Origin of the sequence: Veillonella magna, assembly GCF_959600285.1 — a bacterium.
Classification (GTDB): Bacteria; Bacillota; Negativicutes; order Veillonellales; family Veillonellaceae; genus Veillonella_A; species Veillonella_A magna.
Genome location: NZ_CAUGKU010000005.1, coordinates 55828 through 81527 on the forward strand (window position 1 = coordinate 55828; position 25700 = coordinate 81527).

At 43.8% G+C, this 25700-nt stretch carries 22 protein-coding genes; 8 read left to right on the forward strand and 14 right to left on the reverse strand.

Annotation, left to right across the window (positions count from 1 at the left end):
* Window positions 1-295: 295 nt before the first annotated feature.
* From Q5873_RS04120 to Q5873_RS04130, 3 genes are read right to left on the reverse strand one after another with little or no spacing between them, the layout of a single operon-like run.
* On the reverse strand, window positions 296-1006 hold the full coding sequence (locus tag Q5873_RS04120; RefSeq protein ID WP_303059396.1) for a LutC/YkgG family protein: 711 nt from the start codon (window positions 1004-1006) through the stop codon (window positions 296-298).
* A 12-nt stretch (window positions 1007-1018) separates the two neighbouring features.
* The gene (locus Q5873_RS04125) at window positions 1019-2455 is read right to left on the reverse strand and encodes a LutB/LldF family L-lactate oxidation iron-sulfur protein (RefSeq protein WP_028254917.1); all 1437 of its coding nucleotides are present in this window, start codon (window positions 2453-2455) and stop codon (window positions 1019-1021) included.
* 12 nt (window positions 2456-2467) lie between these two features.
* Window positions 2468-3205, reverse strand: coding sequence for a (Fe-S)-binding protein (locus Q5873_RS04130; protein ID WP_028254918.1), 738 nt, complete (start codon window positions 3203-3205; stop codon window positions 2468-2470).
* Between the two features lie 684 nt (window positions 3206-3889).
* On the opposite strand from Q5873_RS04130, the gene Q5873_RS04135 reads away from it, so the two are divergent.
* Window positions 3890-5350: an S-layer homology domain-containing protein gene (locus Q5873_RS04135; protein ID WP_303059399.1), complete on the forward strand. Its 1461-nt coding sequence runs from the start codon at window positions 3890-3892 to the stop codon at window positions 5348-5350.
* The gene (locus tag Q5873_RS04140) at window positions 5347-6750 is read left to right on the forward strand and encodes an S-layer homology domain-containing protein (protein ID WP_303059401.1); all 1404 of its coding nucleotides are present in this window, start codon (window positions 5347-5349) and stop codon (window positions 6748-6750) included. The genes Q5873_RS04135 and Q5873_RS04140 overlap by 4 nt, the downstream gene beginning before the upstream one ends.
* A gap of 160 nt (window positions 6751-6910) precedes the next feature.
* Here Q5873_RS04140 and Q5873_RS04145 read toward each other — a convergent pair whose 3' ends face one another.
* Window positions 6911-7744 (reverse strand): PdaC/SigV domain-containing protein, encoded by an 834-nt coding sequence (locus Q5873_RS04145; protein ID WP_303059403.1) that lies wholly within the window; start codon window positions 7742-7744, stop codon window positions 6911-6913.
* Window positions 7745-8080: 336 nt separating this feature from the next.
* Here Q5873_RS04145 and Q5873_RS04150 point away from each other — a divergent pair, with 336 nt between their 5' ends.
* Window positions 8081-10168, forward strand: a complete 2088-nt coding sequence (locus Q5873_RS04150) for an OPT family oligopeptide transporter (RefSeq protein WP_276625922.1) — start codon at window positions 8081-8083, stop codon at window positions 10166-10168.
* 172 nt (window positions 10169-10340) lie between these two features.
* Here Q5873_RS04150 and Q5873_RS04155 read toward each other — a convergent pair whose 3' ends face one another.
* The 4 genes from Q5873_RS04155 to Q5873_RS04170 all read right to left on the reverse strand — a co-directional run bounded on the left by Q5873_RS04155 (window position 10341) and on the right by Q5873_RS04170 (window position 14306).
* Window positions 10341-11048: a hypothetical protein gene (locus Q5873_RS04155; RefSeq protein WP_303059406.1), complete on the reverse strand. Its 708-nt coding sequence runs from the start codon at window positions 11046-11048 to the stop codon at window positions 10341-10343.
* 139 nt (window positions 11049-11187) lie between these two features.
* Window positions 11188-12414 (reverse strand): metallophosphoesterase, encoded by a 1227-nt coding sequence (locus Q5873_RS04160; protein WP_303059407.1) that lies wholly within the window; start codon window positions 12412-12414, stop codon window positions 11188-11190.
* A gap of 49 nt (window positions 12415-12463) precedes the next feature.
* On the reverse strand, window positions 12464-13777 hold the full coding sequence (gene mutY, locus Q5873_RS04165; RefSeq protein WP_303059409.1) for an A/G-specific adenine glycosylase: 1314 nt from the start codon (window positions 13775-13777) through the stop codon (window positions 12464-12466).
* Window positions 13770-14306, reverse strand: coding sequence for an 8-oxo-dGTP diphosphatase (locus Q5873_RS04170; RefSeq protein WP_303059411.1), 537 nt, complete (start codon window positions 14304-14306; stop codon window positions 13770-13772). The genes mutY and Q5873_RS04170 overlap by 8 nt, the downstream gene beginning before the upstream one ends.
* A gap of 109 nt (window positions 14307-14415) precedes the next feature.
* Between Q5873_RS04170 and Q5873_RS04175 the strand changes: the two genes are divergently transcribed.
* From Q5873_RS04175 to Q5873_RS04185, 3 genes are read left to right on the forward strand one after another with little or no spacing between them, the layout of a single operon-like run.
* Complete coding sequence (locus tag Q5873_RS04175) at window positions 14416-15183, forward strand: DUF4931 domain-containing protein (protein ID WP_303059413.1); 768 nt, start codon at window positions 14416-14418, stop codon at window positions 15181-15183.
* Window positions 15184-15243: 60 nt separating this feature from the next.
* A complete protein-coding gene (locus Q5873_RS04180; RefSeq protein ID WP_303059415.1) occupies window positions 15244-15993 on the forward strand; it encodes a metallophosphoesterase in 750 nt (249 codons plus the stop codon).
* A 48-nt stretch (window positions 15994-16041) separates the two neighbouring features.
* Entirely contained in the window at window positions 16042-16272 is a 231-nt protein-coding gene (locus Q5873_RS04185; RefSeq protein ID WP_303059417.1) for a hypothetical protein, read from the forward strand.
* Between the two features lie 79 nt (window positions 16273-16351).
* Here Q5873_RS04185 and Q5873_RS04190 read toward each other — a convergent pair whose 3' ends face one another.
* From Q5873_RS04190 to Q5873_RS04210, 5 genes are all read right to left on the reverse strand, one after another.
* On the reverse strand, window positions 16352-17635 hold the full coding sequence (locus Q5873_RS04190) for a DUF445 family protein (RefSeq protein WP_303059419.1): 1284 nt from the start codon (window positions 17633-17635) through the stop codon (window positions 16352-16354).
* On the reverse strand, window positions 17632-18951 hold the full coding sequence (locus Q5873_RS04195) for a DUF445 family protein (protein WP_303059421.1): 1320 nt from the start codon (window positions 18949-18951) through the stop codon (window positions 17632-17634). The genes Q5873_RS04190 and Q5873_RS04195 overlap by 4 nt, the downstream gene beginning before the upstream one ends.
* A complete protein-coding gene (locus tag Q5873_RS04200) occupies window positions 18912-19601 on the reverse strand; it encodes an MBL fold metallo-hydrolase (RefSeq protein WP_288761188.1) in 690 nt (229 codons plus the stop codon). Before Q5873_RS04200 ends, Q5873_RS04195 begins: the two co-directional genes overlap by 40 nt.
* 285 nt (window positions 19602-19886) lie before the next feature.
* On the reverse strand, window positions 19887-20888 hold the full coding sequence (gene pta / locus Q5873_RS04205; RefSeq protein WP_028254932.1) for a phosphate acetyltransferase: 1002 nt from the start codon (window positions 20886-20888) through the stop codon (window positions 19887-19889).
* 87 nt (window positions 20889-20975) lie between these two features.
* Window positions 20976-22166, reverse strand: coding sequence for an MFS transporter (locus Q5873_RS04210; protein WP_303059424.1), 1191 nt, complete (start codon window positions 22164-22166; stop codon window positions 20976-20978).
* Window positions 22167-22413: 247 nt separating this feature from the next.
* On the opposite strand from Q5873_RS04210, the gene Q5873_RS04215 reads away from it, so the two are divergent.
* Window positions 22414-23901 (forward strand): DASS family sodium-coupled anion symporter, encoded by a 1488-nt coding sequence (locus Q5873_RS04215; RefSeq protein ID WP_028254934.1) that lies wholly within the window; start codon window positions 22414-22416, stop codon window positions 23899-23901.
* Window positions 23902-24631: 730 nt separating this feature from the next.
* Window positions 24632-25084: a large-conductance mechanosensitive channel protein MscL gene (gene mscL, locus Q5873_RS04220; protein WP_303059426.1), complete on the forward strand. Its 453-nt coding sequence runs from the start codon at window positions 24632-24634 to the stop codon at window positions 25082-25084.
* A gap of 107 nt (window positions 25085-25191) precedes the next feature.
* On the opposite strand, the gene Q5873_RS04225 is transcribed toward mscL, so the two are convergent.
* Window positions 25192-25692: a universal stress protein gene (locus Q5873_RS04225; RefSeq protein ID WP_288190059.1), complete on the reverse strand. Its 501-nt coding sequence runs from the start codon at window positions 25690-25692 to the stop codon at window positions 25192-25194.
* Window positions 25693-25700 lie beyond the last annotated feature (8 nt).

Here is a 25700-nt window from a genome sequence, read left to right on the forward strand (position 1 = left end):
TGAATGTGACTGCCACATTATAGCACAGTTAAATTCCTATCACAACTATATAATTTTAAAGTTATTCTAGTAAACTAATGCAGATACACCGATGCTTTGCAGTCGTTTTGTTTCCACAACTTGTAGTATGCCTTATATATTCCAGTACACAAAGATACATTATAAAAAAACTCCGACAGCCTTCCCGCACCGGCAGTGTGCAGGAAAACATATCGGAGTTCTTTACCTATATTACTTTAGTATGTCCCACAATCATTATACAGGGCACACTGCATACCGATTAACGGCTATCTTCTTATTCTACCAAAATGAAAGTCACATTGATAGGACCGTGAACACCAACGACACGAACCAATTCAATATCCGCTGTATTGGACGGACCGGAAATATGCACCACATTAGACGGGAAATCCGCCGGGTTTTCACGATATGCATCCGCTAAAAGTGCCATAGACTGCGTCATACGCGGTACGATGGAATCCGTACGAAGTACAGCAATATGTGTCAACGGCAAGAGGCCGATAGAACGACCGCTTTCCTGCATACTCGGTTGAATAACCGTAGCTGTTTCTGCAATCCCCAAAATCGGGAAGGTGATCCCAATTTCAGCAACCTTTGCTTCATCGATATTAGCCTGACGACCTTTTGCCGGATCCCACTGTACAAAGTGTGCAACATCTTCGCCTACAGTAGCAAAGGCATCCTTTAAGCCGTACTGTTCAACTTCTTCGGTACACGGGTAGATAACTTTCCCGCCACCTCGTTCCTGAATTTCATTCAATATAGTGCCGGTTAAGCTGGCTTCATCAGTTACGATATATTTAGTGCCTACTTTTTCACATTCCGCCTTGAACATATCAATAATCTGTTCTTGCGTCATGTCCGCATACATCTTGCCCTGTGGACCTTTCTGATAGGCGTAGGGAGCTACATAGTTAGGGATTTCGCTGCGGCCTAACACATGAGAAATGCGGTGAAAAAATGCTTTGCGTTTTGCTTCATCCATTGTTATGTCTCCTTACTTTCTCTTCTTCGCTTCGTATTCAGCGTATACATCACGGAATTTCTTGAGTTTCAACGTGCCCATATCTTTGGCCTTCGTCCAACCACCTACTACCGGTAAGAGTTTAGTCCAGTCAGCCATAACACCGTTTTTACTCATCAGCTTCATACCGATGGCACCGAGCTTAGTACCATAGTCGAAGAGGAAGGAATTGCCGAATACAGTAGCCACTGTCTTGAAGATAGCTTCTTCTGCAGCCGGGCGCAAGTGTGCCTTATCCGCAATATTAACACGATGTTTCAAAAGTAATTCGTGGAGCGGAATCTTAACCGGGCAATGTTCCCAACATTCGCCGCACAGCGTAGAAGCATACGGAAGATCTCCGGCTTTTTCATAGCCTACAAGAAGCGGTGTCAATACGGCACCCATCGGCCCCGGATAAATAGAACCATATGCATGACCTGTAATATGACGATATACCGGGCAAATATTCATACAAGCACCGCAACGAATGCAGCGAAGCATAGATTCAAATTCACCGCCCAAAATATTACTGCGGCCGTTATCTACGATAATAATGTGAAGTTCTTCCGGACCATCACATTCACCCGGTTTTGCCGGGCCGGTAATCATAGAGTAGTAGTTGGAAATTTTCGCGCCAACGGAGGAGCGAACAAGCATTTCCATCATTACGTCCAAAGCGGCAAAGTCCGGTACCAATCGTTCCATACCCATAAGACAAATCATCGTCTTCGGCATCGAACTACTCATACGGCCGTTACCTTCGTTACTTACAATAGTAATCGTACCGGTTTCGGCTACGGCAAAGTTACAACCGGTAAAACCGATGTCGGCACGCAAGAAACGATCACGAATACGTTTACGTACAAAACGCGTCATTTCTTCCGGATCTTCCGTACCGTTGTAACCCAATTTATCATGGAATACCTGACGAATACGATTGCGTTCGAAGTGGAGAGCCGGAACTACGATGTGAGACGGCGGATTCCAGTCGGCCGTTTGAAGAATGAATTCAGCTAAGTCTGTTTCATTAACTTCTACGCCGTTATTCATTAATGCTTCGTTCAAACTAATTTCTTCGGATACCATCGTCTTGCCTTTTACTACCATCTTGGCATTCTTGGCACGTACGACTTCCATTACATATTCGTTGGCTTCCTTCGCATCCGTTGCAAAATGTACATGTGCACCGGCTTTTTCAGCATTTTCTGCAAACTGATTTAAATAGTAATCAAGATTCTTAAGCACATGGTCACGGATTTCGGCCGCTTCTTCACGGAACTCTTCCCATTCCGGAACCTGATCCACCAAGGCTTTACGTTTAGCATAGAATACGTCCTGCGCGGTCTGGATAGCTTTTACCTTAAAATCGTCGGCAAGACTTTCCTTTACGCGAGTCTTAAAGGGGCGCTGATCATATAAAATAGCCATCTTCCGTTCCTCCTAGCGACAATTTAATAGCTCTGCGATATGCATTACTTTGATGCGACGGTCAATTTCGCCGTCTTTGTACATACGATCCAACATACCTTCGATATTCATAAGGCATGCCTGGTCGCTACCGGCCACTACGTTTGCGCCGGATTCATAAATTGTCATCGCCTTTTCGCGCGTCATAACCGCAGAAATTTCAGGCTGTTTTACCGTAAAGGTACCGCCAAAACCGCAGCAACGTTCTGCACGATGCATCGGCAAATATTCGAGACCGCGAATATTTTCGAGAAGTTTCATCGGCTGTTCTTTAATCCCCATAAGACGAGTTACGTGGCAGGACTTGTGGTACGTTACTTTATCTCTGAAAGTAGCGCCTACATCGGTCACACCCAACACATCTACGATAAACTGCGTAAATTCATAGATGTGATCGCTCAATCGAGCGGCACGAGCGAGCCATTCCGGTTCATCTTTTAAAATTTCGCGATATTCATCGCGAATGGCAAAGGCACAGGATCCGGACATGCTTACTACATAATCGGCATTTTCAAAGGTTTCAATCGTATTCTTGATTGCTGCCTTGGCTGCCTGATTGTAGCCCGAGTTGGTAAACATCTGACCACAGCATACCTGTTTCTTTGGTACCGTGATATCACAGCCTAACCGTTCCAGCACCTGTACGCCGGCCATCCCAACGTGGGGATAAAACATGTCAATCAAACATTGTGAAAATAAATGAATTTTCATTTCCTCACATCCTCAACTTTCCTACGTACTTACACTTTAATTTGATTACCCACACTTGCGTATAACATGTCTCGCAACGCTGCCAGGCGGAGAGGCTTATGTATTCGCACGGAAATCATCAATCATCACCATCATTATATAGAATATTTTTATCAAAGTCCAAAGGTTTGCAATATTGGCAAATGTCCCTCTCCATATAACAAAAACGCATACACATTTTTATATAAAGTAAATACCATTATCCTACTATCCCAGTCAACATAAGGTTTATCATTATATTCTCATTTCAATTCACTTGTTTTAAGTCATTGAAAACCAATGACATCGGCAACATATCATCAATTATTTTTATATGCCTTGATTTGTTATTACAACCTTATATTTTCACTATTCAAGCATCATCTTATCACTTAACAGATCTCTTTCCAAACACGAATAATTACCTTTTCACATGCTGTTTCCCTATCTTGTATGCATTTCGCTCACACCGTCCTTCCTTGCTGCTAATTAAGTTTTGTTGACGAATCACTCGCGTCTAATTCATCCCTGCTCTTTATACTATAAATTGGTAAGATAACTGCAGCTAGAGTGTTACTGTGGTTCGTGATATAATCAGACCTGTATTATTGTTGGTTACATAATGTTGAAAGACAAACTATACACATGAGAAGGGAGTCATATCCTATGAAAAAATCAATTGTATTGCGTTATGCCGTACTGGCCTCATTAGTTCTTGGCGTAGGCCCCACTGCATCGGCCGCCTACACACCCTCATTGGCTGCTGCCGTTGCCTCTTCCGGTACCGTAAAAGCCACAGCTTCGCAAAGCACGCCAAAGACTGATACGACAACTACCGCAAAAACGGATACCAAAGCCGCTGTATCACCTACTAAAGCTGCCGAAGAAGAAGTAGCTCGTATTGCGGCAAAGAATAAAAATGTGGCCACCGAAAAAGCCAAAGCTGCTGCTAAGGCATTACCGTTCAGCGACATCGACGGTCATTGGGGGCAGGAAGCCATTCTTTACTTGCACAAAGAAGGCGTGCTCAACGGCTACACCGATGGTACCTTCCGCCCGAACGAAGCCGTGACAACAAACGAATTCACCAACATCTTTGCTAAATCATTGGACATAGCTAAGAAGCGCCTTGCTAAAGCTGACAAAAAAGATTCTGCCAAAGAAAAACATATGACTGCTACTGCAGCTTCTATTACGAACGGACTCATTACGGATGAAAAAGCCGATGGTATTTCCCGTCAAAAATTCGCTATCGCTGCCGCACGCTATGCCGATGCCTTGGGCATCACCAATATTCACGGAAAAAAAGCCGTTGCATTCAAAGATGCCGATGAATTCGGAGCCGGCGGTTTGAAAGCGGCTACACAATTAGCCCAAGAAGGCTATATCAGCGAAGGCGCTGACGTAAGCTTCCGTCCTCATGACTTCATTACCCGTGCGGAAGCTGCCGCTATTTTATATCGAATTGACACCGGTAAGAACATTAATGCAAAATCCGCTACACCGGCACCAACGGTCACTGCCGTAGCCGATACGAAAGATGCAGACACCATCCTTCGTAAAGAAGCAGCCGAAGAAGGTATTAACAATGATGCCGTTGCTACTTCTGCCGAAGCACAGGACACCTTGGTGGATGCTGCTTTCAAAGAATTAAATCGCCTATATAAAACACCGGGCAATATGCAAAATCATGGCGTAATGTATTGGAAAAACAATGTACTTCACATTGCATTAAAAAGCCAGGATGATTTGGACAAATTGAATGCACGCATCGAAAAGTTAGCTGCCGATGGTAAGCCATTCCTCAAAAACGGAGTTATCACCGAGCCTACTCGTTACAGCCAAGCCGAGTATGATCGCATTACTGCCAACTTTGAGCGCTACTATGCACAGCGTCAACCGGAAGGCAAAGTTGTATCTGCTTACCCGGATGTAGCTCATAACCAACTCATCGTCAACATCGATAAAGATTTCCCATACATGAACGATTCCATCAAAACTGCCTTTGGCAACAAGGTACGCGTCTTCTTACTTTCCCCTACCACTGACACGGCATCGGCTAAAGCGGCCGATAAAACCGGTAATTCATCTACTGCCGAAACCGCTCCGGCCAAGGAGGACGCATGAATCATTCACGCCATGCGATAACTGCTACATTGGCCGCTTTACTTTTAACAAGCAGCACAACATTAGCGGCTACCGATTCATCCGCGCCGATTACAGTTGTGCGTCCGGTAGTCGCCACGATTTCCACCGAAACAGCTAAGGATAGCGCTTCAATTCCCGCACCAATTCGTGTTGTTCGACCAAGTGAGGCTTCAAACGCCATACCGTTTAACGGTATGGTAACTTCAAAAGCAGTCGCAGCAGCTGCAATTCAAGGCAATACTGCCACAACGATACCATCCACTGACAAGAAAGTTGCCACCCACGCCATACACACGACCGGTACAGAAAAATCCGATAAAGCCATGGGTTCCATCGGCCTTGATACACTGCGGGAAGCTAAGAAATATATTTTCCGCGATGTTCCCAGTACATATTGGGCCGCACAATCCATTGCTACCATGACGCAACAAAATTTAATCAGCGGCTACTCCGACGGCACCTTCCGTCCCGATAAGCCGTTGACGCGAGAAGAAGCTGCTTCTCTTTTTAGCAAACTCATCAATGAACCATCAACGGTTATGATTTCCAGTACATTCTCGGATATTACTTCCGATCGTTGGTCGGCATTGGCCATCGAAGCGGTAGCTCGTAAAAATATTATCAGTGGCTACGGCGATAATACATATCGTCCGGAACAATTCATGTCACGCCAAGAATTTGCAGTGGTAGCCGACAACTACCTACACTATTTGGGTTATGAAACACAGGATCCTACCATCTTGGACAACATTGCCTACAGCGATCAGAAATTTGTAGCCTCTTGGGCTCAAGATGCTGTGCGCGAACTTGCATCACTTCACTTCCTACATTACAATCCGCGCAATTTATTTAATCCGGAAAAATATATCACCCGTGCCGAAGCTACGGAAATTACATATCGTATGACACAAGGTGATACAGGCAAAGCCTTTAAGGACACCTTAATGAAACAAAAAACCGAAGCCGCTGCCGACGCATTAATTGTACGCACCTTTGGTAAAAATTATGATTTCCGTCAGCACGGCGTAAAATATTGGAAAGGTGACACACTTTGGGTTGCCTTTGCTAATGCGGATGATGCCAAGGAATATGGTGCCGCCATCGCCTTTGCTACTGATAAATCTGATTTACGTCACTTGCGTTTAACCACGGGACCTTTGACACAGGCTGCTATTGATGACATGCAAACCGATGCAGCCTATGCATATCACCAGGCACTAGCCGACGGTACAATTCTTGACGTCTATCCCAACACGTCTGTTAAACAGCTCGTTATTGTCGTCAACCATTTACCGGACGCAGTGAAAAAAGATTTATCCAAACGCTTTCCGGATGTACAGTTTATCAACGAAGCAACTCGTGATTCACTCAGTAAGTAATATGTACTCATTAATGCCTGCTCACAAGTGTAATCACGTTCACGCTCTTACGTAGTATGCTTCTGACAACATATATTACGCATTATAAAATAAGAAGAGGACAGTCTTTTTACTGTCCTCTTCTTATTTTATATCCCGTATAATTCAGCAATACTTCCTTTTATTTATCGCTCAGCTTTCCCATCGGCAAATACAATGTACCGGCAGCTCGCGCCGCAATGTCACCTTGCTGGAAAATTAAAAATACATTGTGATCTTCTGTAGCATAAAACTCTTTTGGCACATTGATATCACGCTGCTTATCCTTCATAATACCGCTGTTTACAGCTGTTTTGAAATCTTCCGGTGCATCCGCCAATGCCTTCTGCAATTTTTCCTTATTCACTCCGCCAAAATCACTAAGCGATACTCGTTGACCACTGGTGGTATTAAAAGTAAATGCCTTTACAGTGTTATTTCCGTTGGCTGCTTTATCTTGAATTGTGTAGCTTTTAATAAGAACACTGAACAAACCGTTGCCATTTGCTTTCACATCATATGTAATGTACAAATTGGTAGCGTTGTCATTTTTTAAATTTGTCTTAGTCAAATCCTCTTGCAAATCTTCTACATAATCACTAATGGCTTTATTAATTTTTTTCTGTACCGTTTTACTTACCGAGGTCACTTCCGGATATGTAATATCCATATGATTTCCTTTTACTGCTACCGGCGACACTCCCACTTGGAGACGCTGATAAAAATTATTCGCATTCGGCGCCATCACCATCATGCTCGCGCGCGCTTCTTTATCACTGTTTTCTCGTACTGCTTTATTTGTAGTCGGCGCTGCCGTATCTGAAATTCGCGTACTTACAATTCCCGTTGTATTAACATTCGACGATACTTTTACGACAGGCATAGCTTCCGATGTCACGGCCGATGCATCATGAGCCATAGCACCGAAAGGCAACGCCATAACAGCTAATATTGCTAACTTCTGAGCATAACGCATATATTCCTCACTTCCTCCGATTACTACACCGGTACACACAACACATAACGATGATACTTGCTAATTATGTATATTATCGCATAAGACTATGAATTTTTCATTAAGACACCCAGTATACATTTAGTTTATTCTGTCATTGTCTTTCAAGAAAAGATATTTATTTCATTTTCGCACTACAATTCTCCCTACAACAAACACATCTCTATATATTGTACTTATTTTTAAGTACAATCTTGTATACACAATGTACTTCCTTGCTTTTTGTCCTTCTAAATAGTACAATTGTAAATAATTGGGTACGGGGTTTTTTTATTTACTGTAAGGAGGTTTTTCACAATGAAGCATGATTTTATGAGTCACGATCTTCATTTGCCGGAACTTACATTCCGCGGTATGCTTCTCGGTATTTTGATTACCGTCATCTTTACCGCATCCAATGTATACTTGGGCTTAAAAGTAGGTCTTACTTTCTCGTCCTCCATTCCGGCCGCCGTTATTTCAATGGCGATTTTACGTTTCTTTAAGGATTCCAATGTATTGGAAAACAACATGGTACAAACGCAGGCATCCGCAGCCGGTACACTATCCGCAGTTATCTTCGTATTACCCGGCCTGTTGATGCTCGGTTATTGGCAAGGATTTCCCTTTGCACAGACATTACTACTCTGTGCCTGCGGTGGTTGTTTAGGCGTTCTATTCACAATTCCGCTGCGCCGTGCTATGGTTGTTAACAGCGACTTACCGTATCCGGAAGGACGAGCTGCTGCCGAAATTCTTAAAGTTGGCAGTCAGTCGCATGATCCGTCCGCAACGACGAAGAGTTCAAGTGGGATGAAGGAAATCGTCGGTGGCGGTATTTTTGCCGGCATTATCAGCTTGTGTACTAACGGCTTCCACTTCTTAGCCGGCGAAATGAGTTTTTGGTTTGCCGTAGGGCGCGGTACTACACAGTTGCCGTTTGGTTTTTCCACAGCTCTTCTTGGTGCCGGTTACCTCATCGGTATTGCCAGCGGTATCGCTATTTTAATCGGTATGATTATTGCTTGGGCCGGCTTTGTTCCGTACCTAACTAACAGCTTACCGATGGGCGATGCTAAATCGCTAAGTGCCTTTGCCATGAGCGTTTGGAAATCCAAGGTTCGTTTTATCGGTGCCGGCTGTATCGGTATTGCTGCCATTTGGACTTTGCTGACATTGACCAAGCCTATATTGGAAGGTATGAAAATTTCTTTGCAAAGCATGAAGATGAGCAACGAAGAACGTGCAACGCATCGTATGGACACCGATATGAAGCCAACCACGGTAGGACTTGTATTCGTCGCTATTATCATCGGCCTTATTGTTTGCTTCTATTCATTTGTCAGTGCTGTTGATATCAGCCCGGTTCTTATGTGGACCTTGGTAGTATGCGGTATCGTAATTTCTCTCTGTATCGGTTTCTTCGTAGCTGCTGCTTGCGGTTACATGGCCGGTCTTATCGGTACCTCTGCCAGTCCTATCTCCGGTATTGGTATTTTAGGGATTATTATCTCCTCCCTCGTTGTATTTGCTATCGCCTCCGCAAATAATTTATTTGCTACGGAAGCAGGTACTAAATTTGCTACCGCTATGGCACTCTTCATGACAAGCGTAGTCGTATGTATTGCCGCAATTTCCAATGATAACCTGCAGGATCTTAAAACCGGCCAACTCGTAGGCGCTACACCATGGAAACAGCAGGTAGCTCTTCTCATTGGTTCTATCGCTGGGGCTATCGCGATTGCTCCGGTATTAAATCTTTTATATCAAGCCTATGGTTTCACCGGTGCATTACCTCGTCCGGACATGGATCCATCCGCCGCTTTATCTGCACCACAGGCTACCTTGATGACGACTATTGCCCAAGGTATTTTCAGTTCTAACCTTGATTGGAACTATATTCTTATCGGCGTTGGTGTTGGCATAATTTGTATTATCGTAAACTTAATTCTCAAGAGTACAACAGCCACACTTTCCCTACCACCACTGGCTATCGGGATGGGTATTTATTTACCGCCATCTCTTGAAATGCCAATCGTTATGGGATCTGTTATGAGTTACTTCGTAGGTAAGTACCTCGTTCAGCGTGCCAAAGAACGAAGCGGTGAATTAGCTGATGCCGATGTGGAACAATGCAATCGTCGCGGTGTGCTTTTCGCTTCCGGCATGATTGTCGGCGAAAGCTTAATCGGTGTACTTATTGCTATTGTTATCGTATTATCCGTTACATCCGGCGGCAGCGAAGATCCGCTGTCTCTTGTTGGTAAAGACTTTGCCAATACAGCCGAATGGTTAGGCCTCGCCGTATTTATTGGTGTTATCGCTTACTTCATTCGCTTGGTAGTATCTACTAAGTTCAACAAAGAAGAAGCACTGGAAATGAAACGCGTTAGCGAAGAAAAATAATAAATAAAATAAGCCTGTATATCTCAGCGGTCAAGTGCTATAACACGACACGCCTATGATATACAGGCTATTTTTATTTGTCAGAAGAAATATAATTTACATGCAACCAGAAATTTTCCTCTATTTCTAATGTACTATGCCATCACAATCATAGTGACAAAATATAATAATATTATTTCTGTATCGTTGCGGTAGTACCCTCCGCAGCCTCTTCATCCTGCCGGGCAGATATTTCGGTGGTTTCCTTAACAGTCGTATCAGCGTCTGTTACTATCGGTTGATTCTGCGCTGTTGACTCAGCCGGCATCATAGTTGCCATCGGCGCTGCCGGTTGTGCCTGTGCAAAATTAGTCGCAATGACCTGACCGGTAACCGCATCAAGCGACACGTCATAAACTACACCTTCATGAGTAGCCAAAGCTCTGTATATCGGGTGAAGAGCTACTTGCGATGCAGGTGCTTTCACCTGAATTAGAGAAATATCCTTGAACGTAAGCTGATCCTCCGGTATATTAACAGTTTTCGCTACAATACTGCGTGCCGTCGTTTCATCCAATATGGCCATCTGCTGGTGCTTTACTTTATTTGTTGTTGCCTGCTGCAAATTAGTTGACTGTTGTTCTGCGGCCGTCTGATTCTCCGCTACCAGTTGCGCCTGTACATTTTCTGACATCGCTTCATTGGTAGCTGTCATTGATGCACTCGGTGTTGCCGGCGATGCCTGCACATCATAAGATGCCGCACTACTGATACCAAAACCACCCATCACCGTTAATGCTAATGCTCCAGCAAAGGCTCGGCGACCCCATGTCTTGTAATGTACAGGAGATACGCTGCTCTTGATCTGTGTCATAGTTGCTTTTGTTTCTGTCTGTTTCATATACATTCCTCACCTTTCTGTTCATATCTATATACATCATACATAAGACTATACATCGTCTTTATTTACTATGTATCAAATTATATATTAACAATATGAAAATATAGTGAAGATAGTTATAATATGCATTCCACAACTACTATCGTTCCAAAAATCTAAATACGCTAATCTCTCGCGGACAATTCATACGCACCGGGAACCAATGCCCCGTCCCGTTATTGACATATCCATAATTATTACCATCGCGGTACATTCCCTTCCAATACGGTGTTCCTACTGGTACCAATGAATTACCGGCCACATTAATCTGACCACCGTGAGTATGACCACTTAAAGTAACGGGAATATTTCGTTTAAATGCATCGCCAATAAAATCTGGATGATGCGCCAATAAAACAACAAATGCTTCTTGCGGCACTCCTTCCAGAGCCGCTTCAAGATAAGATTCTCTCTGTGCCTGACTGCGCGCAAAAGAATAATCTACGCCGGCTAAATATACAGGCCATGAACCACCACTGAGTCGAAGCGATGAATTCCGGAATACACGCATTGATAAGGCCCCGAATGATTCTAAAATAAGCGGCACATTATGAAAGTACTCATGGTTCCCTAAAATATAGTCGATTCCATCAGGGATTTTAGGGAATAAGGCTTCCAATCGTTCGCATAGTCCCGGCAAAAAGTCAAGATTATCAATTAAATCGCCGGTAATTACCAGACGATCCGGATGTTCTGCCAACACTCGCTCCACAATCTCATCAAAATCATGCAAATCAATAAATGGTCCTATATGGACATCACTGATTTGTGCAATCCTATAGTTCTTCAAATACATCGGTAAGCTATCGAACAGTAGGTCATGATGAGTAACCACTAAATTTTGTGCACCTTCAAATGCCTTAACCGAGGCTCCGCCTATAGTAATTGCCGGAATAGCAATGGCCGCACCCTTTAAAAATGCTCGGCGCGATGGATTTGCCACGCCATCATCTGCGATTATCGTTCCTCTCGGATCATCTGTTGCACCTGTACTTACCATCTTTGTTGGTTTACAAAATCTGCACCACAACCATCCATAACCAACGAGAACTGCCATCAATGCCACCGTTACGGCAGCGCCGATCATATATCCGTATACTTCAATCGTCCAATTGCGCCAAAAGCCATACCATTCACCATGATATAAATGGCCCTGTGCAATTTGATAATATGCCGCTCCAAAAACAGCAACAATCTCTATCCCTAAAAGGCTCCAAAACCAACGTTTTTTCTGCGGTACTCCCCATAAACGCAATGGTAAATACGCCATGCCCAACATAATCAGTAAGGTACCAATACTCACAACTGTTAAAAAGATAACTCTCATGTATGGCGTCTCCTTCCTTATTCATAGCAGAATGTTACACGCACTATGATTAACAAAAAACAGTAAGTTTACCGTGAGGCCCGGCCCAAGGCAAAGTAGCAAACTCTTCTTTGCGCAGCCAACACCATCCCTCCGGTAGCGTCGGTAACGCGTTTTTTCCTTTACCTTCACTCCGTACTTTACTGTCATCCACGACTTTATTGCTATCCGTCTCTTTTACTTCTGCTTGTATGGACTCTAATGTACCCTCATATACATCCATAATCCATCGGCGATGGGAGAATACGTGAACCAGCTCCGTTACTTTTTCTTCTTTAATTACCACAGATAGTCCCAGTGCCGCCAACTCAGACTGTATAGCAGCTACACCTTCTTCGTATACATGTCGTCGATCATAGGTATTCGGCTTTGGCAATATCGCCGATGTACGGCGTTTACCTCCGGGTTTCTTTTTTACCTCAAACGCATCATTTGTAACTATATCCGAAAATAATATCTCTTCCTTGCGTGAGATATGCTCATCATTTTTCTTTGGTTCTGGCAAGGGTGCCAACTCGACAGTAGGAAACTCCCACATAGATCGCAATAATCCCCGATTCGGGCGCCGATGCAACAGATAATATCCCTTATAGGAAAAAAGTCCCACCCAAAGTGGGATGGTAGGTACTTTTGTATTTTTTATTCGCACCGGTAAATCCTTTGCCGTACCTGCTGCCAACGCTCGGCACATATTTGCCAATGGACATACTTCACAACGCGGTACTTTCGGAATACATACAGAAGCACCAAAATCCATAAGCGCTTCATTAAAATCACCAGGGCGATCATATGGCATTGTTTCCGACACTAAAGCTTCAATCTGTTTACGCCCGGCCGTTTTTAAAATATCATCGTGAATATCATACAGACGCGCATAGACGCGTAACACATTACCGTCCACAGCCGGTTCCCGTTGATTAAACGCAATAGATAGTACTGCTCCCGCCGTATATGCGCCTACGCCGCGTAGACTTTCCATCGCTTTACGATCGCGCGGTACTTGACCGCCGTATTTATTCACGACTTCCTGTACCCCAAGTCTTAAGTTGCGCGCTCGTGAATAATAGCCCAGTCCCTGCCAAGCACGAACCACCGTATCTTCATCGGCAGCCGCTAAATCTTCCATTGTCGGAAATTGCCGCATCCACTGCTCGTAGTATGGTCGCATCGCTTCGATACGAGTTTGCTGTGACATAATTTCCGATACCCAAATACGATAAGGGTCTTTACTTTCCCGCCAGGGCAGAGCCCGCTTGTGTACGTCATACCACGCGAGTAACTGTAATGTCCACGCCGGTATATTAACTTCATTTTTATTATTCATGGGAATACCCCTCATAAATCCATTCTTTACAGAGCACTTCATCCTCTAATTCAGCAATAGTTTCTACCGGTTGTAACCACATATGGTCTACTGCTTCATTATCATCGGCAAATGTAATAACGCCTTTCAGCCGATATCCCTTAAAAAGTTCCGGCAGCCAAACTCTGTCGCCTTTCCACATAGATTCATACGGAATATCCTGTATCGCAAACCATTGTGGTTCCATTTCTTCCGACATAAGCGGCAGTCCCTCATACTGAGAAATCATATACACATAACCGATATGAGTAAGCTCCGGTGCAGCAGGAAAAACAAAATCAAAAAGCGCTACTGCATCCAAATGATTTGGATCCGCTACCAACGATACCTCCTCAAATAATTCTCGCACCATACAATCGCGAAATATTTCACCATCTTGTACCTTACCGCCAAATCCATTATACTTATCTGCACCGAAGCCACGTCTCTTGCGCCCCAGCAATATATTTCCATTCCCATCAACGGGAAATCCTAATGTCGTTGGTTTCATTGTTCCTCCATTATTCTTCGTCGCGTTATTCATTGTAATTTTATATATATTATAACAATACTGCCAAAATCTACCAACATATGATAGTATAGTATCAGTGAGGTGTATTATGAATAATCCATTACTGTTTAATATTGCCATGGGGCGTACCAAACCAGAAAATATCCGCCACAAAGACGCCGACTGTCCTTTTTGCCATCCGGAACAGTTGACGGATATTTTAGCACAGGACGGCTCCATCATATGGCTCATGAATAAATATCCCGTATTGGAACGGACTTGGCAAACAGTTATCATTGAAGGCGATAACTGTCACAGCGAATACTCGCGCTTTCCCTTGGATAAGGCCGAACACGTCTTGTCCTTTTCGTTGGAAAAATGGCAAGAAACTATGGCGCGACCGGAATTTACTTCCGTTCTGTACTTTAAAAATTACGGGCCCATGTCGGGTGGCTCCATCCGTCATCCCCACAGCCAAATCGTCGGTCTTTACGACTACGATTATCGCGAGGACATAAAAGAATATCATCTTGATGGCTGGACCGTAGGCGAAACCGATGCTTATCGTATTACTATTTCCGATAAACCCATTATCGGCTTTTTCGAATTCAACATTCAGTTCGATCCTCATTGCCATCGACGAGTACTAGCACTCCGCATTCAACAAATCTTACGATATTTGTTGGGAGATTTTTCACGGTATGCTGCGTCATACAACTTATTCTTTTACGACCTTCACACCTCGCATTACTATGTAAAAATCGTACCGCGCTATTTAACGTCACCACTGTATGTCGGTTATCGTATCAGCCAAGTAGGTAATGACGAACGCATCCACTCTATGCTGGACGAACTGCGCGCAGCCATAAAGAATTGAGTATCTGTTTGCGTCATACATAATTAGTAACATATACTCGCTGATGAAAAGGAGTTTTTTATGAAAATTTTCGCCATTGGCGATTTGCATTTATCCGGTACACCACCACAAAAACCTATGGACGTCTTCGGTGAACACTGGCATAATCATTGGGAAAAGATTCGTACCCACTGGCAACAATCCGTCACTGATGACGACATTATATTTATCGTCGGCGACACATCGTGGGCCATGCGTCTTGACGCCGCTTTGGAAGATCTTCAATCTATCATGACCTTGCCCGGACAAAAATATATCATCCGCGGCAACCACGACTATTGGTGGACCGGTGTAAGTAAAATGACCAAAGTCACCGATGGTGGGTTGACTTTCTTACAAGGCCACGGACTTGCCGTACCGGCATCCTTAACACCTCAATCAGCCGTGCTTCTTGCTTTTGGCGGAACCCGAGGCTATTTATGTCCTAACGATGGCGGCTTCACTCCGGACACAGACGACAGCATTTATGCCCGTGAACTGCTTCGCACGGAAGCTGCTTTAAAGGAAATGGATACAGCTATAACAAAGCTATCGGCAACAACCGATGCTCCGCCACTACGGATATTGTTACTGCATTATCCACCGTTTAACGATAAAAATGAAGCCAGCGGATTTACAGAGCTAATGGAGCGCTATCACGTAGACCACTGTATTTTCGGACATCTCCACGACAGCCTTTCTTTTTCTCGTATTCCCGAATCGACCGGGCACACGCGGCTCCATTTAGTATCTGCGGACTACATGAATTTTTCATTAAAACAGATTTTATGAAACAATGATTACAAAATAAATTCTATACATTGATTAATAGGAGAGACTATGAGTCGCATTCACAAAGAGCATCTACAGGCCGGCTACATTTTCGGTGATCCGACCAACGAAGAATATATTTATCTACCCGCCGGCGAGGTGGGTACTGACGCACCTATGTGCGTCATCGAGCGCGGTTCCTCCCGTGAAGATATTTCTTTAGATGAGGCAGCGCACTTAATTGATACACTTACCTTGAAAGCCTGTCACCATCCTACGTTAGGAAGACGCTCCTTTTAGAAAATAATCATACACAATTCTTCTATAAAAATATGCCGCGCAAACGACACATAGCATTCTGTCGTTTACGCGGCATATTTTATATTCCCAGGATATGTACTATCGGCTCATACACGATATGTAAAAATCCCCAAACACCAAGCCCGCACGCAGCGCCCACCAAGGCACCGTTAATACGTATCCAGCTTAAATCATCCTCCACCTTCGACTCGATAAAATAAATAAATCGCTCCGTAGACAACCCCTTCAATACCTGTCGCACTATAACGCCAATAAGCGCATGCCCCTGGTAAAGCACATATTCTGCCAAACGATGACAAGCAGCTTCCAATTGCTTTCTAATCTGAGGACGAGAACCATAGACTTTCCATAATTCCTGTAAGGATTGCTCCAATACTGCCGCCGGAGTTTCTTTAGTAACCAGTTCATCCACATAAGGGCAAACGTAGGTGAGAATAACTTGCTCCCAATTTTCTTCCGCAATCCATTGTCGGAAGGTTTTATCAATGGTGCCTGTAACCGTGCTGTTATACGCCATAGTTTCTATCGGTATCACCCACTGTTGCATCCAAACCAACCGTTCCCGACTGCCCGGTTGCTTCCACCGTTCTAATAAACAATGTAATTCATGTAGCAAAGAAACGGCCATATCTCGCGCATTAATAATGTCCGTTGCCTCTGACAAACCAATAATAAGTGCCTTCCACAGATCATCTTTCTTCTTTTGTATTTCCTCATCAATAAGATTGGCCACCCATTGAATAACACCGGGCCTGTCTAACTGCTGTTGTAATTCATCAAGCCATTTTATAATAATTGCTTCATGTCTATTTTCTCTGCACACCGCAAGCAACCATTGTTGTAGCGGTCCGACAATCGACTGCTGCTCTAATATACTACGCAATTTTCCACCGCCCCATTTGGCCCATTCAGCTTGCGTACGCTGCTGCCAAAGTTGTAAGAGCCCTATCTGCAGCAATGATTGTAATTGCGCTCGTCCCTTAGTTCCGGTAATATATCGATCCAATAACGGCATAAACCGTACTGTTGCCAATGCCATCTTACAGCGTTCTAAGGTAAGTAATTTTGTATCCGCCAGTTGAGCAATTCCTTCAATAAGCCTATCTTTATTACGCGGAATCAATTCTGTATGATACGATACTCCCAACGGTTTTCTGAATAAAGCCGTAACAGCAAACCAATCGGCTACGCTGCCGATAAGTGCCGACTGTACTACCCAGTACAAGGCTTCATACCAAACAGCGGTCGTATAGAATTGTCCGATAAAAACAAACGTGTATAGCACTGCCGACACCAATAATACTCTGTCGGCCCAGCGTCGTCTCACACCTTTGGTGTTCATACAAACAAACTCCTTCGTATCACTTCCGCCACCATATAAAATACACCGCCTAACATGGCCCCTACCAACGAACCATTAATGCGAATCATCTGCAAATCATAATCCAGTTTATCCCGCACAAGAGTAGCAAGTTTTTCCGGTGCATACGCAGACATTTCTTTTACCACTGCGGTATCCACAAATCGACGTACCCGGCGCAACCACGGTACCATGCTTACCAACACAACCCGTTCCACGGTTGCCAAGCGTCTCTCATCTGTTAATAACGCTTCCGCATACTCTATGATTTTTATTTCTGCCATAGCCCAAAGCGACTGACTTGATGTAATCATATCTTCGGCTGTTAATTCCTCCAGCCGATTGATAACCCAATGATCCTTTTTAGACTCTATATATGCTTGCCATGTCGAGTTATGCGATAGCTCATTAACCACGCCGATAGCTTTGGCATACACATATTGTCCCAGCGGCGATACTAAAGATTCCTGCGATGCCAAATATGCAGCCCCTTTTTGCTGAATTAAATCCGTAATATGTTCCGGTGACACGCTGTCACCTCCAAAAGCCAATGCAAGCTCACGCCAAAAAGAATCCTCTGCATAACGATTCATCATAGCTGCTACTACGCTGGCAATATACGGGCGCAACCCATTGGCTTGTATCAATTGTCTGAGTAAGCGATTTATATAAAGCCATAGTACGGAAGCTGTCTGCGGCTTCAAAAGACTCCGACAAAAATGAATTAAAAACGGAGTCACCTGCCAATGAGCGACTCCCCTCATAGCCGTCCGGCGCAGCTCTTGCCACAATGGTTCCAATTCGACGGTATTTGCCACCTGTTTGCACATACTGAGCAGTATTTTCTTCCAGTACAGTCTACCGTCATCACTCAAGAAATATACCACTATACGCTGCACCACATGTTCACGTTTAATAACACGATACATATGCGGCACTCGTAATAGTTCATCCACCATCATCACCCGAGCCATTTCGATAAGGCGTCCTTTGCTGCGCGGAATTAATGCGGTCTTATATTTGATTCCCAACGGTCTCTCAAAAAGAGCGGTTACTGCATACCAATCGGCCAATCCCCCGATCATAGCCGCCCCGAATACATGCATCAAAAAAGCAAAAAAGGGATGCGCCCGGAAAGGATATACGCCAAGAAAACCTATAGCCATTGCAATTAATAGTAAGGTAGCATACTGTCGCCTATGTTGTTTTACCATCGTTCTTCCTTCCGTCAGTAGCTGCGATTGGCATCGATACTGACTCATAGCGTTGTCATATCGCCGTCTTTGTCCGGAATCCATAAAGGCATATCCTCATACAAAGCCTTAAAATATAAAGACGGCTTCCATTTTGGACCATTGGCATGCATGGGCACGAAAAGCTGTTTCACCTTAGCCACATGTAAAAACTCAATAGGCCCCCACTCGCGGGCTGCTTCGAGACGGGCATCTACCGGAAACATAACCACATCGGCTTGCATACCACGCACCCGTTCAAATTCCTGCACCGCATAGTTCCGAGCAAATCGATTATTTTCATCGGTATCGCCTAACCAATGCCACCAATTCAAATCACCTGCGTGAAACACCGTATATTCTCCATTGTTTACTAAGAAGGAGCCACCTTCATCAGTGGAACCATACATGGTCACCATTACCTGTCCCAGTAAAACAACGTTCCCTACATCCATAACCGTAGTGCGATTCTTAGGCATCCCTTCATGAGGTACATCGCGATGCACAATATATCGTGTCGTTTCACCATTATCAAAATCCAAAATAGCCGGTACATAATGATCGCCGTGCCAATGACTGACAAAAAACCAAAGTTCCCGTCCCTTTTGAGCAAACCATTCTATAATACCGGCCGGATCCTTATAATAATCGAATACATATACGCGGTTGCCGTCATCCCAAGCAAATCCGCTGTGATTTAAGTAATATAATTTCATAGCTATCCATCCTCAAGCATAATATTATTTTAATTTTATTGTGAAAGTATCGTCTTTCCTATTAATCGCCTGTCACCACACAACTATCGATGACAGTTCAGTTTTACATTCTATGTAAACCAAATTATCCAAATGATAATTTTATTAATTATGACTATATTATACCACTTACCTATGTAAAATAAAAACTCCGCTATATCGCGAATATGCGATATAGCGGAGTTTTTCATGGCCCAATCTCAAAGATAATCATTGTTAAATCAGAGCCAACATATGCAATTATAATTAGTCGATGCTTTCAGCGGCAGCAATAGCAGCTACGTCAACAACATCCTGTGCGAAGCAACCGCGGGACAAGTCATGTACCGGTTTAGCCAAACCTTGAATCAATGGGCCAAGAGCCGTAGCACCGGCAAAGCGCTGTACCAACTTGTAACCAATGTTAGCAGCCTGTAAATCCGGGAAGATAAGAATATTAGCACGACCGGCTACTTTGCTATCCGGAGCTTTACGGGATGCAACGGACGGTTCAATGGAAGCATCCAACTGAAGTTCGCCATCGAAATCAAAATCAACATTGCGGCCCTTCAAGATATTAACAGCTTCTACAACTTTATCTACTTCCGGAGAAGAAGCGGATCCCTTTGTAGAGAAAGAGAGGAATGCCACGCGCGGATCGGCCATACCGGCTACTTTGCGAGCTTTTTCTACTGCAGATGTAGCAATATCGGCAAGCTGTTCGGACGTCGGGTTCGGGATAACGCCGCAGTCGGAGAATACGAGCATACCATTATCACCATACTGCTTAGCATCGGTGAACAAGAACATAGAGCTGGAAACAGTTTTAAGACCCGGTTTGGTTCCCACTACCTGTAAAGCAGCACGTAATACATTAGCTGTCGGGCTAGCAGAGCCGGCTACCATACCGTCAACTACGCCAAGACGAACGAGCATAGCTCCGAAGAAAAGGCAATCGCCAAGCATTGTTGCTTTTGCTTTTTCCTGAGTCATACCTTTTTTAGCGCGTAATTCAACGAAAGTATCTACCATTTCGCCAAGACGATCATACGTTTCCGGATTGATAATTTCCGCACCTTCTACAGAAAAACCGGCTTCTTTGGCAGCCGCTTTGATTTCGTCCGGATTACCTACCAATACCGGTGTTACGAAACCTTCTTTGACGATGGTCTGCGTAGCTTCCAATACACGTACATCTTTATATTCCGGCAATACAATTTTTTTGCCTAACGGTTTTACCTGTGCTTTTAAGTTCTGTACTAAATCCACGTTATCTTCCTCCTTATGATGAGCGACATTCAAAACGTTCGCTTGTAACGCCTCTATTATATCAAATATGCAAGAGAGATTAAAGGTTTATTTGTCATATCCTACATGCTTTGTCAACCATAGTCCAATGCCTAAAGCGATGACACCGAGCACGGTTAAATAAGCCACTACGCCGGGCCAGCTCCAAAATGTTAAAAATTGTCCGCCCAACGATCCAAACACACTGGCACCGATATAATAAAAGAGCATATATAAAGCGGTAATCTCCGCCTTATCCGCCGAATCTAAACGTCCCGCCCAACTGCAAGCTGCCGAATGCGCACCGAAAAAGCCAAAGGTAAAAATGCCAATTCCCAACAACTTAATTACAATCGGCATAAATACGGATACCAATGAACCGACAAGCATGCAAATCACAGACAGACAAATAACCTTACCATTACCGATAGAATCCGACATCATCCCCATAACTGTCGATGACACGGTTCCTAACAAATACAACAAATAAACAAAACCGATGGCAGTCTGACTAAAATGGTACGGCGGAGCTAATAGTATATAGCTGATAAAATTATAAACACAGACAAAGGATCCCATAATCAGCATCGCCACCACATACACGCCTACCAGATTACGGTTACTCAAAATACGGCGCCCTTCATTCCACAATCGATGCCACGGAATAGGCGGCTGGCGCACAGCTTTCGGCTTCGGCAGTAACACCCAAAACAAAAGCCCTAATACAATATATAAAATTGCTTCGATAGCTAATGCATATCGCCACGACATATAATCTGTCAGAGTACTGAGAAGGATTCGCCCTACTAAACCGCCTACCGAGGTACCGCTCACATAAATACCCACTACGCCTCCAATGATGGATGGATCGAATTCTTCATTAATGTAAGCCACTGCCATTGCCGGAAATCCGGCTAACAGCATACCTTGGCACAACCGCATCAGCAGAATAAGATGAAAATACGAACTCACCGCAATAAGCACCGCCAATACCGATGATAAGAGCAAACCGATAACCATCGTCAACCTTCGTTCCAATCGATTTGCCACACCGGCAATTAATAGCATTGATGCTGCCATACCACCGGTGCCAAACGAAACGGCCAAACTCGCCGTTGTCGGCTGCAATGTAAATGTTTTAGCCAGTACAGGAATAATCGGCTGTACACAATATTCGACACCAAAGGCAATCAAACTACCAATAAATAAAGCAATAATCGCTTTATAATACTCCGTCGTTTTACTTTGTATACGCTCCACATTCTCCACCTCCACACAGGTCTTTTTTCTCTAAAAGCTATACTTTTTATTACTATCATCCTTTTAGTATACTTTTTATTCATGCATCCCATGCTTTCTAAGTACAACTCTGCTATAATCTAATTATACTCCAAAGTACATCCTCGTGCGACGGAGATACCTATTTTTTATTGTACTTATATTTTTTAGGATCTATTATCCAGGAGTAAAATCACTATACTCCCATGCTCGAAAGGAGATGAGATGTATGTCCTCACCATCTGAAGCAGTACCAAAACGGACAAAGCTGCAAAACGGCGGTCTTATAGCCGGTTTTCTACTGCTCATCGCCATCTTATTGATTCCTACCGCACCCACTCTGACCAGTGCGGGGCATCGTATGATTGCCATTTTATTTTTCTCCATTGTCATTTGGATGACCAGTGCCGTATCCTATCCGGTCAGCGCCACCATGATTACAGCTCTCACGGCAATGCTTCTCGGCACATCGCCGGATATGGCTAACCCCGCTAAGCTAATGGGAACAAAAAACGCCTTGTCCTTAGCTATCTCCGGTTACTCCAACACAGCTTGGGCATTAGTAGCCGCCGCTATGTTTATTTCGGTAGCCATGACCAAAACCGGTTTGGATCGGCGTATTGCTATTTCCGTTTTATCCAAAGTAGGAACTAAAGTAAGTCGCATTTATATCGGTGTTATCGCCACCGGCTTTATTCTCTCCTTCTTTGTCCCCAGTTCCACGGCTCGCTTGGCCTGCCTCATTCCGATTATTCTCGGTATCATCGAAAACCTAGGCGTTAATAAACACAGCCGTTTCGCTTCGCTGCTCGTCATCGGAGCTGCCCAAGCCGATACGCTTTGGAACATCATGGTTCAAACCGCAGCTGCGCAGAACCTCATTGCCGTAGGTTTTATTAACAGTCAGCTTCATACTCATATCAGCTGGCTCAACTGGTTATTGGCCGCAGCCCCGTTCTCCCTCATTATGGTCGTTATTTATTACTTCTTATCCTTGAAGCTTATCAAACCGGAATTCTCGGAGCTCCCCGGGGGCAAAGAACAAATTCAGCGCATGAAGGATGCTATGGGTCCCATGAGTTTTGACGAAAAGAAACTACTCACCATCTCCATTATTCTTCTCGGATTCTGGGCTACCGGCGGTAAGTTGCACAGTTTCGATACATCCACAACAACTATCGTTGCTATTGCGCTTTTCTTTATGCCTGGCATTGGCATTATGGATTGGAAATTCGCTCAACCTCGTATCGGTTGGGGTTCCATCGTTATGTTCGGTGTCGGCATCAGTCTCGGTACGGCACTGTTGAAAACTAAAGCTGCACTTTGGTTGGCCGATGCTTTCATCAATGCCTTCTCCCTCGATCAGGCCGGAGCTTTGGCCCTCATCGCTATTATTGCTGCCTTTCTCATTTTAATTCATCTCGGCTTTGCATCAGCCACCGCTTTGGCAGCTGCCATGATTCCTATTGTTATTTCTATATTCCAACGTGTTGCCTTGCCCGGCATTGACGCTGCGGCAGCTACAATGATTTTACAGTTCTCCGTTTGCTTTGGTTTTATCTTACCGGTTAACTCACCACAAGGGATGGTGGCCTATAGCTCGGATACCTTTGAAGTAAAAGATTTCATCAAAACCGGCGTACCAATTACTATCATCGGATATATTTTGCTAGTGGTTATGGCCGCTACCTATTGGCATTGGTTGGGATATGTATAAAAACATTTAGTACTATTTACTAGGTTCTTCTATTTAATAGTTTTTAATTTATTATAGAAAGCGTTGCTCGCAGGCACAGATAAATAAATTCCAGCATTTATTTCTTCTCTACTGTGAACAACGCTTTTCTATATTCTTTACGTATACCCAACTATTTCTAATAGCTGACTCCGTCGGTCGCACCGATACTTTTAAATAACTTTGCACACTATCATACAAAATATCATTCTTTCCAATCTGACCTATCCATGATGAGGGATAGGAGATTTTAAACATTCCTACTTGTACGAAATTATCATAAAACATACAGAAATTATCGTTTGACGGTAGTCGCTTGCCATTCCTATCATAGATAAACTCATACTGTATTAAATCCGTCGGTAAAGATACATTGAAACCTTTGCTGCCATGAACACAGCTAAAAATATGTCTGCCTATTTAGATTCTGCTTTTTCCTTTGAAAAAATTAGAGCTGAACTTCTAAATGTGCATTCTGCTTTTTATTTTCTACATGATAATTCGAGTCTAGTCGGATACTTAAAGTTAAATGAAGCTATTGAGTTTGTGAGACACCGTAATCAGATGTAAACAAACACATATAACTAATATGATGACCCTCCTACAATACGTTAGTATTACTGTTATACTACCATCATAAGCTGTACATTTTCTATGCGATATGCTATACTACCAATGTTTTTCGATATGGATAATAGGGAGGGACTCATTCATGAAAGAATTTATCAAAGGCTTTAAAGAATTCGCCATGCGCGGCAACTTTATCGACCTGGCTGTCGGCGTAGTTATCGGCGCCGCTTTCGGCAAAGTTGTCTCCTCGCTCGTTAGCGATATTATTATGCCGCCTATCGGTGTACTGCTCGGAGGTATTGACTTCTCCGACTTCTTCATTACCTTAAACGGTAAGCATGTAGCTACGTTGGCCGAAGCTAAAGCCGCCGGCATTCCGGTATTGGCTTACGGTAGTTTCCTGAACGCTATCGTTCAGTTCTTAATCATAGCCTTTGCTATTTACGTTGTTATTAAGCAGGTAAATCGCTTATTCCCTAAACCGGCTCCAGCACCGGAAGCGCGCAAATGCCCGTTCTGCAAACAGGACATCGCCGATGACGCAACCCGTTGTCCGCATTGCACGTCTGTTTTGGATGAAACTGCTACAAAATAATATCTACCAAAGAGAGCGCCCCTTGCAATTCACGCAAGGGGCGCTCTTTCTATACACGCATCAATACAATCAAATGAATTCTACGTTATCCTGTTATTTATAATATATTACTTAATAACCAATACCGGACATTTAACATGAGCGATAACATGACTGGACACACTGCCAAGAATAAATCCCATAACTGCGCCTAATCCGCTACTGCCCATAACGATAAGATCTGTACCGCGTTTTTCTGCCAAATCAACAAGATACCGTTTCGGAGAACCTACCGCATAAATCGTTTCCACATCAATATTCTTCGGCAAGCTATCTTCGATAGCGCTGAGCATATCTTCACCATGCTGACGTGCAACTTCGCGAATAGCACCTTGTACTTCCTTCCCCTGCACTTCCGCACCTTGACGATCTTCCATCGCTTTCAGAATCCGTTCACTAGCTTTTGGCAATGCCGCATAGGAGTAAGAAAACAAATTTTGCGCATCCACTACATGAACTAATACAAGTTTGCTACCGTGAAATTGCGCCAATTCCACCGCTTTATCCAACGCACGCATTGCATTGTCAGAACCATCCATAGGAACCATAATTTCTTTATAACCAGCCATACTACGCG

What these genes read in the sequence shown, in the direction of transcription:
- Q5873_RS04215 (WP_028254934.1), top strand. Translation starts at nt 22,414, where the DNA reads ATGTCCTCACCATCTGAAGCAGTACCAAAACGGACAAAGCTGCAAAAC.
- mutY (WP_303059409.1), bottom strand. Translation starts at nt 13,777, where the DNA reads ATGAATAATAAAAATGAAGTTAATATACCGGCGTGGACATTACAGTTA.
- Q5873_RS04155 (WP_303059406.1), bottom strand. Translation starts at nt 11,048, where the DNA reads ATGAAACAGACAGAAACAAAAGCAACTATGACACAGATCAAGAGCAGC.
- Q5873_RS04120 (WP_303059396.1), bottom strand. Translation starts at nt 1,006, where the DNA reads ATGGATGAAGCAAAACGCAAAGCATTTTTTCACCGCATTTCTCATGTG.
- Q5873_RS04160 (WP_303059407.1), bottom strand. Translation starts at nt 12,414, where the DNA reads ATGAGAGTTATCTTTTTAACAGTTGTGAGTATTGGTACCTTACTGATT.
- Q5873_RS04125 (WP_028254917.1), bottom strand. Translation starts at nt 2,455, where the DNA reads ATGGCTATTTTATATGATCAGCGCCCCTTTAAGACTCGCGTAAAGGAA.
- Q5873_RS04135 (WP_303059399.1), top strand. Translation starts at nt 3,890, where the DNA reads ATGAAAAAATCAATTGTATTGCGTTATGCCGTACTGGCCTCATTAGTT.
- Q5873_RS04130 (WP_028254918.1), bottom strand. Translation starts at nt 3,205, where the DNA reads ATGAAAATTCATTTATTTTCACAATGTTTGATTGACATGTTTTATCCC.
- Q5873_RS04170 (WP_303059411.1), bottom strand. Translation starts at nt 14,306, where the DNA reads ATGAAACCAACGACATTAGGATTTCCCGTTGATGGGAATGGAAATATA.
- Q5873_RS04185 (WP_303059417.1), top strand. Translation starts at nt 16,042, where the DNA reads ATGAGTCGCATTCACAAAGAGCATCTACAGGCCGGCTACATTTTCGGT.
- Q5873_RS04190 (WP_303059419.1), bottom strand. Translation starts at nt 17,635, where the DNA reads ATGAACACCAAAGGTGTGAGACGACGCTGGGCCGACAGAGTATTATTG.
- Q5873_RS04180 (WP_303059415.1), top strand. Translation starts at nt 15,244, where the DNA reads ATGAAAATTTTCGCCATTGGCGATTTGCATTTATCCGGTACACCACCA.
- Q5873_RS04140 (WP_303059401.1), top strand. Translation starts at nt 5,347, where the DNA reads ATGAATCATTCACGCCATGCGATAACTGCTACATTGGCCGCTTTACTT.
- Q5873_RS04200 (WP_288761188.1), bottom strand. Translation starts at nt 19,601, where the DNA reads ATGAAATTATATTACTTAAATCACAGCGGATTTGCTTGGGATGACGGC.
- Q5873_RS04195 (WP_303059421.1), bottom strand. Translation starts at nt 18,951, where the DNA reads ATGGATTCCGGACAAAGACGGCGATATGACAACGCTATGAGTCAGTAT.
- Q5873_RS04175 (WP_303059413.1), top strand. Translation starts at nt 14,416, where the DNA reads ATGAATAATCCATTACTGTTTAATATTGCCATGGGGCGTACCAAACCA.
- mscL (WP_303059426.1), top strand. Translation starts at nt 24,632, where the DNA reads ATGAAAGAATTTATCAAAGGCTTTAAAGAATTCGCCATGCGCGGCAAC.
- Q5873_RS04150 (WP_276625922.1), top strand. Translation starts at nt 8,081, where the DNA reads ATGAAGCATGATTTTATGAGTCACGATCTTCATTTGCCGGAACTTACA.
- Q5873_RS04225 (WP_288190059.1), bottom strand. Translation starts at nt 25,692, where the DNA reads ATGGCTGGTTATAAAGAAATTATGGTTCCTATGGATGGTTCTGACAAT.
- Q5873_RS04145 (WP_303059403.1), bottom strand. Translation starts at nt 7,744, where the DNA reads ATGCGTTATGCTCAGAAGTTAGCAATATTAGCTGTTATGGCGTTGCCT.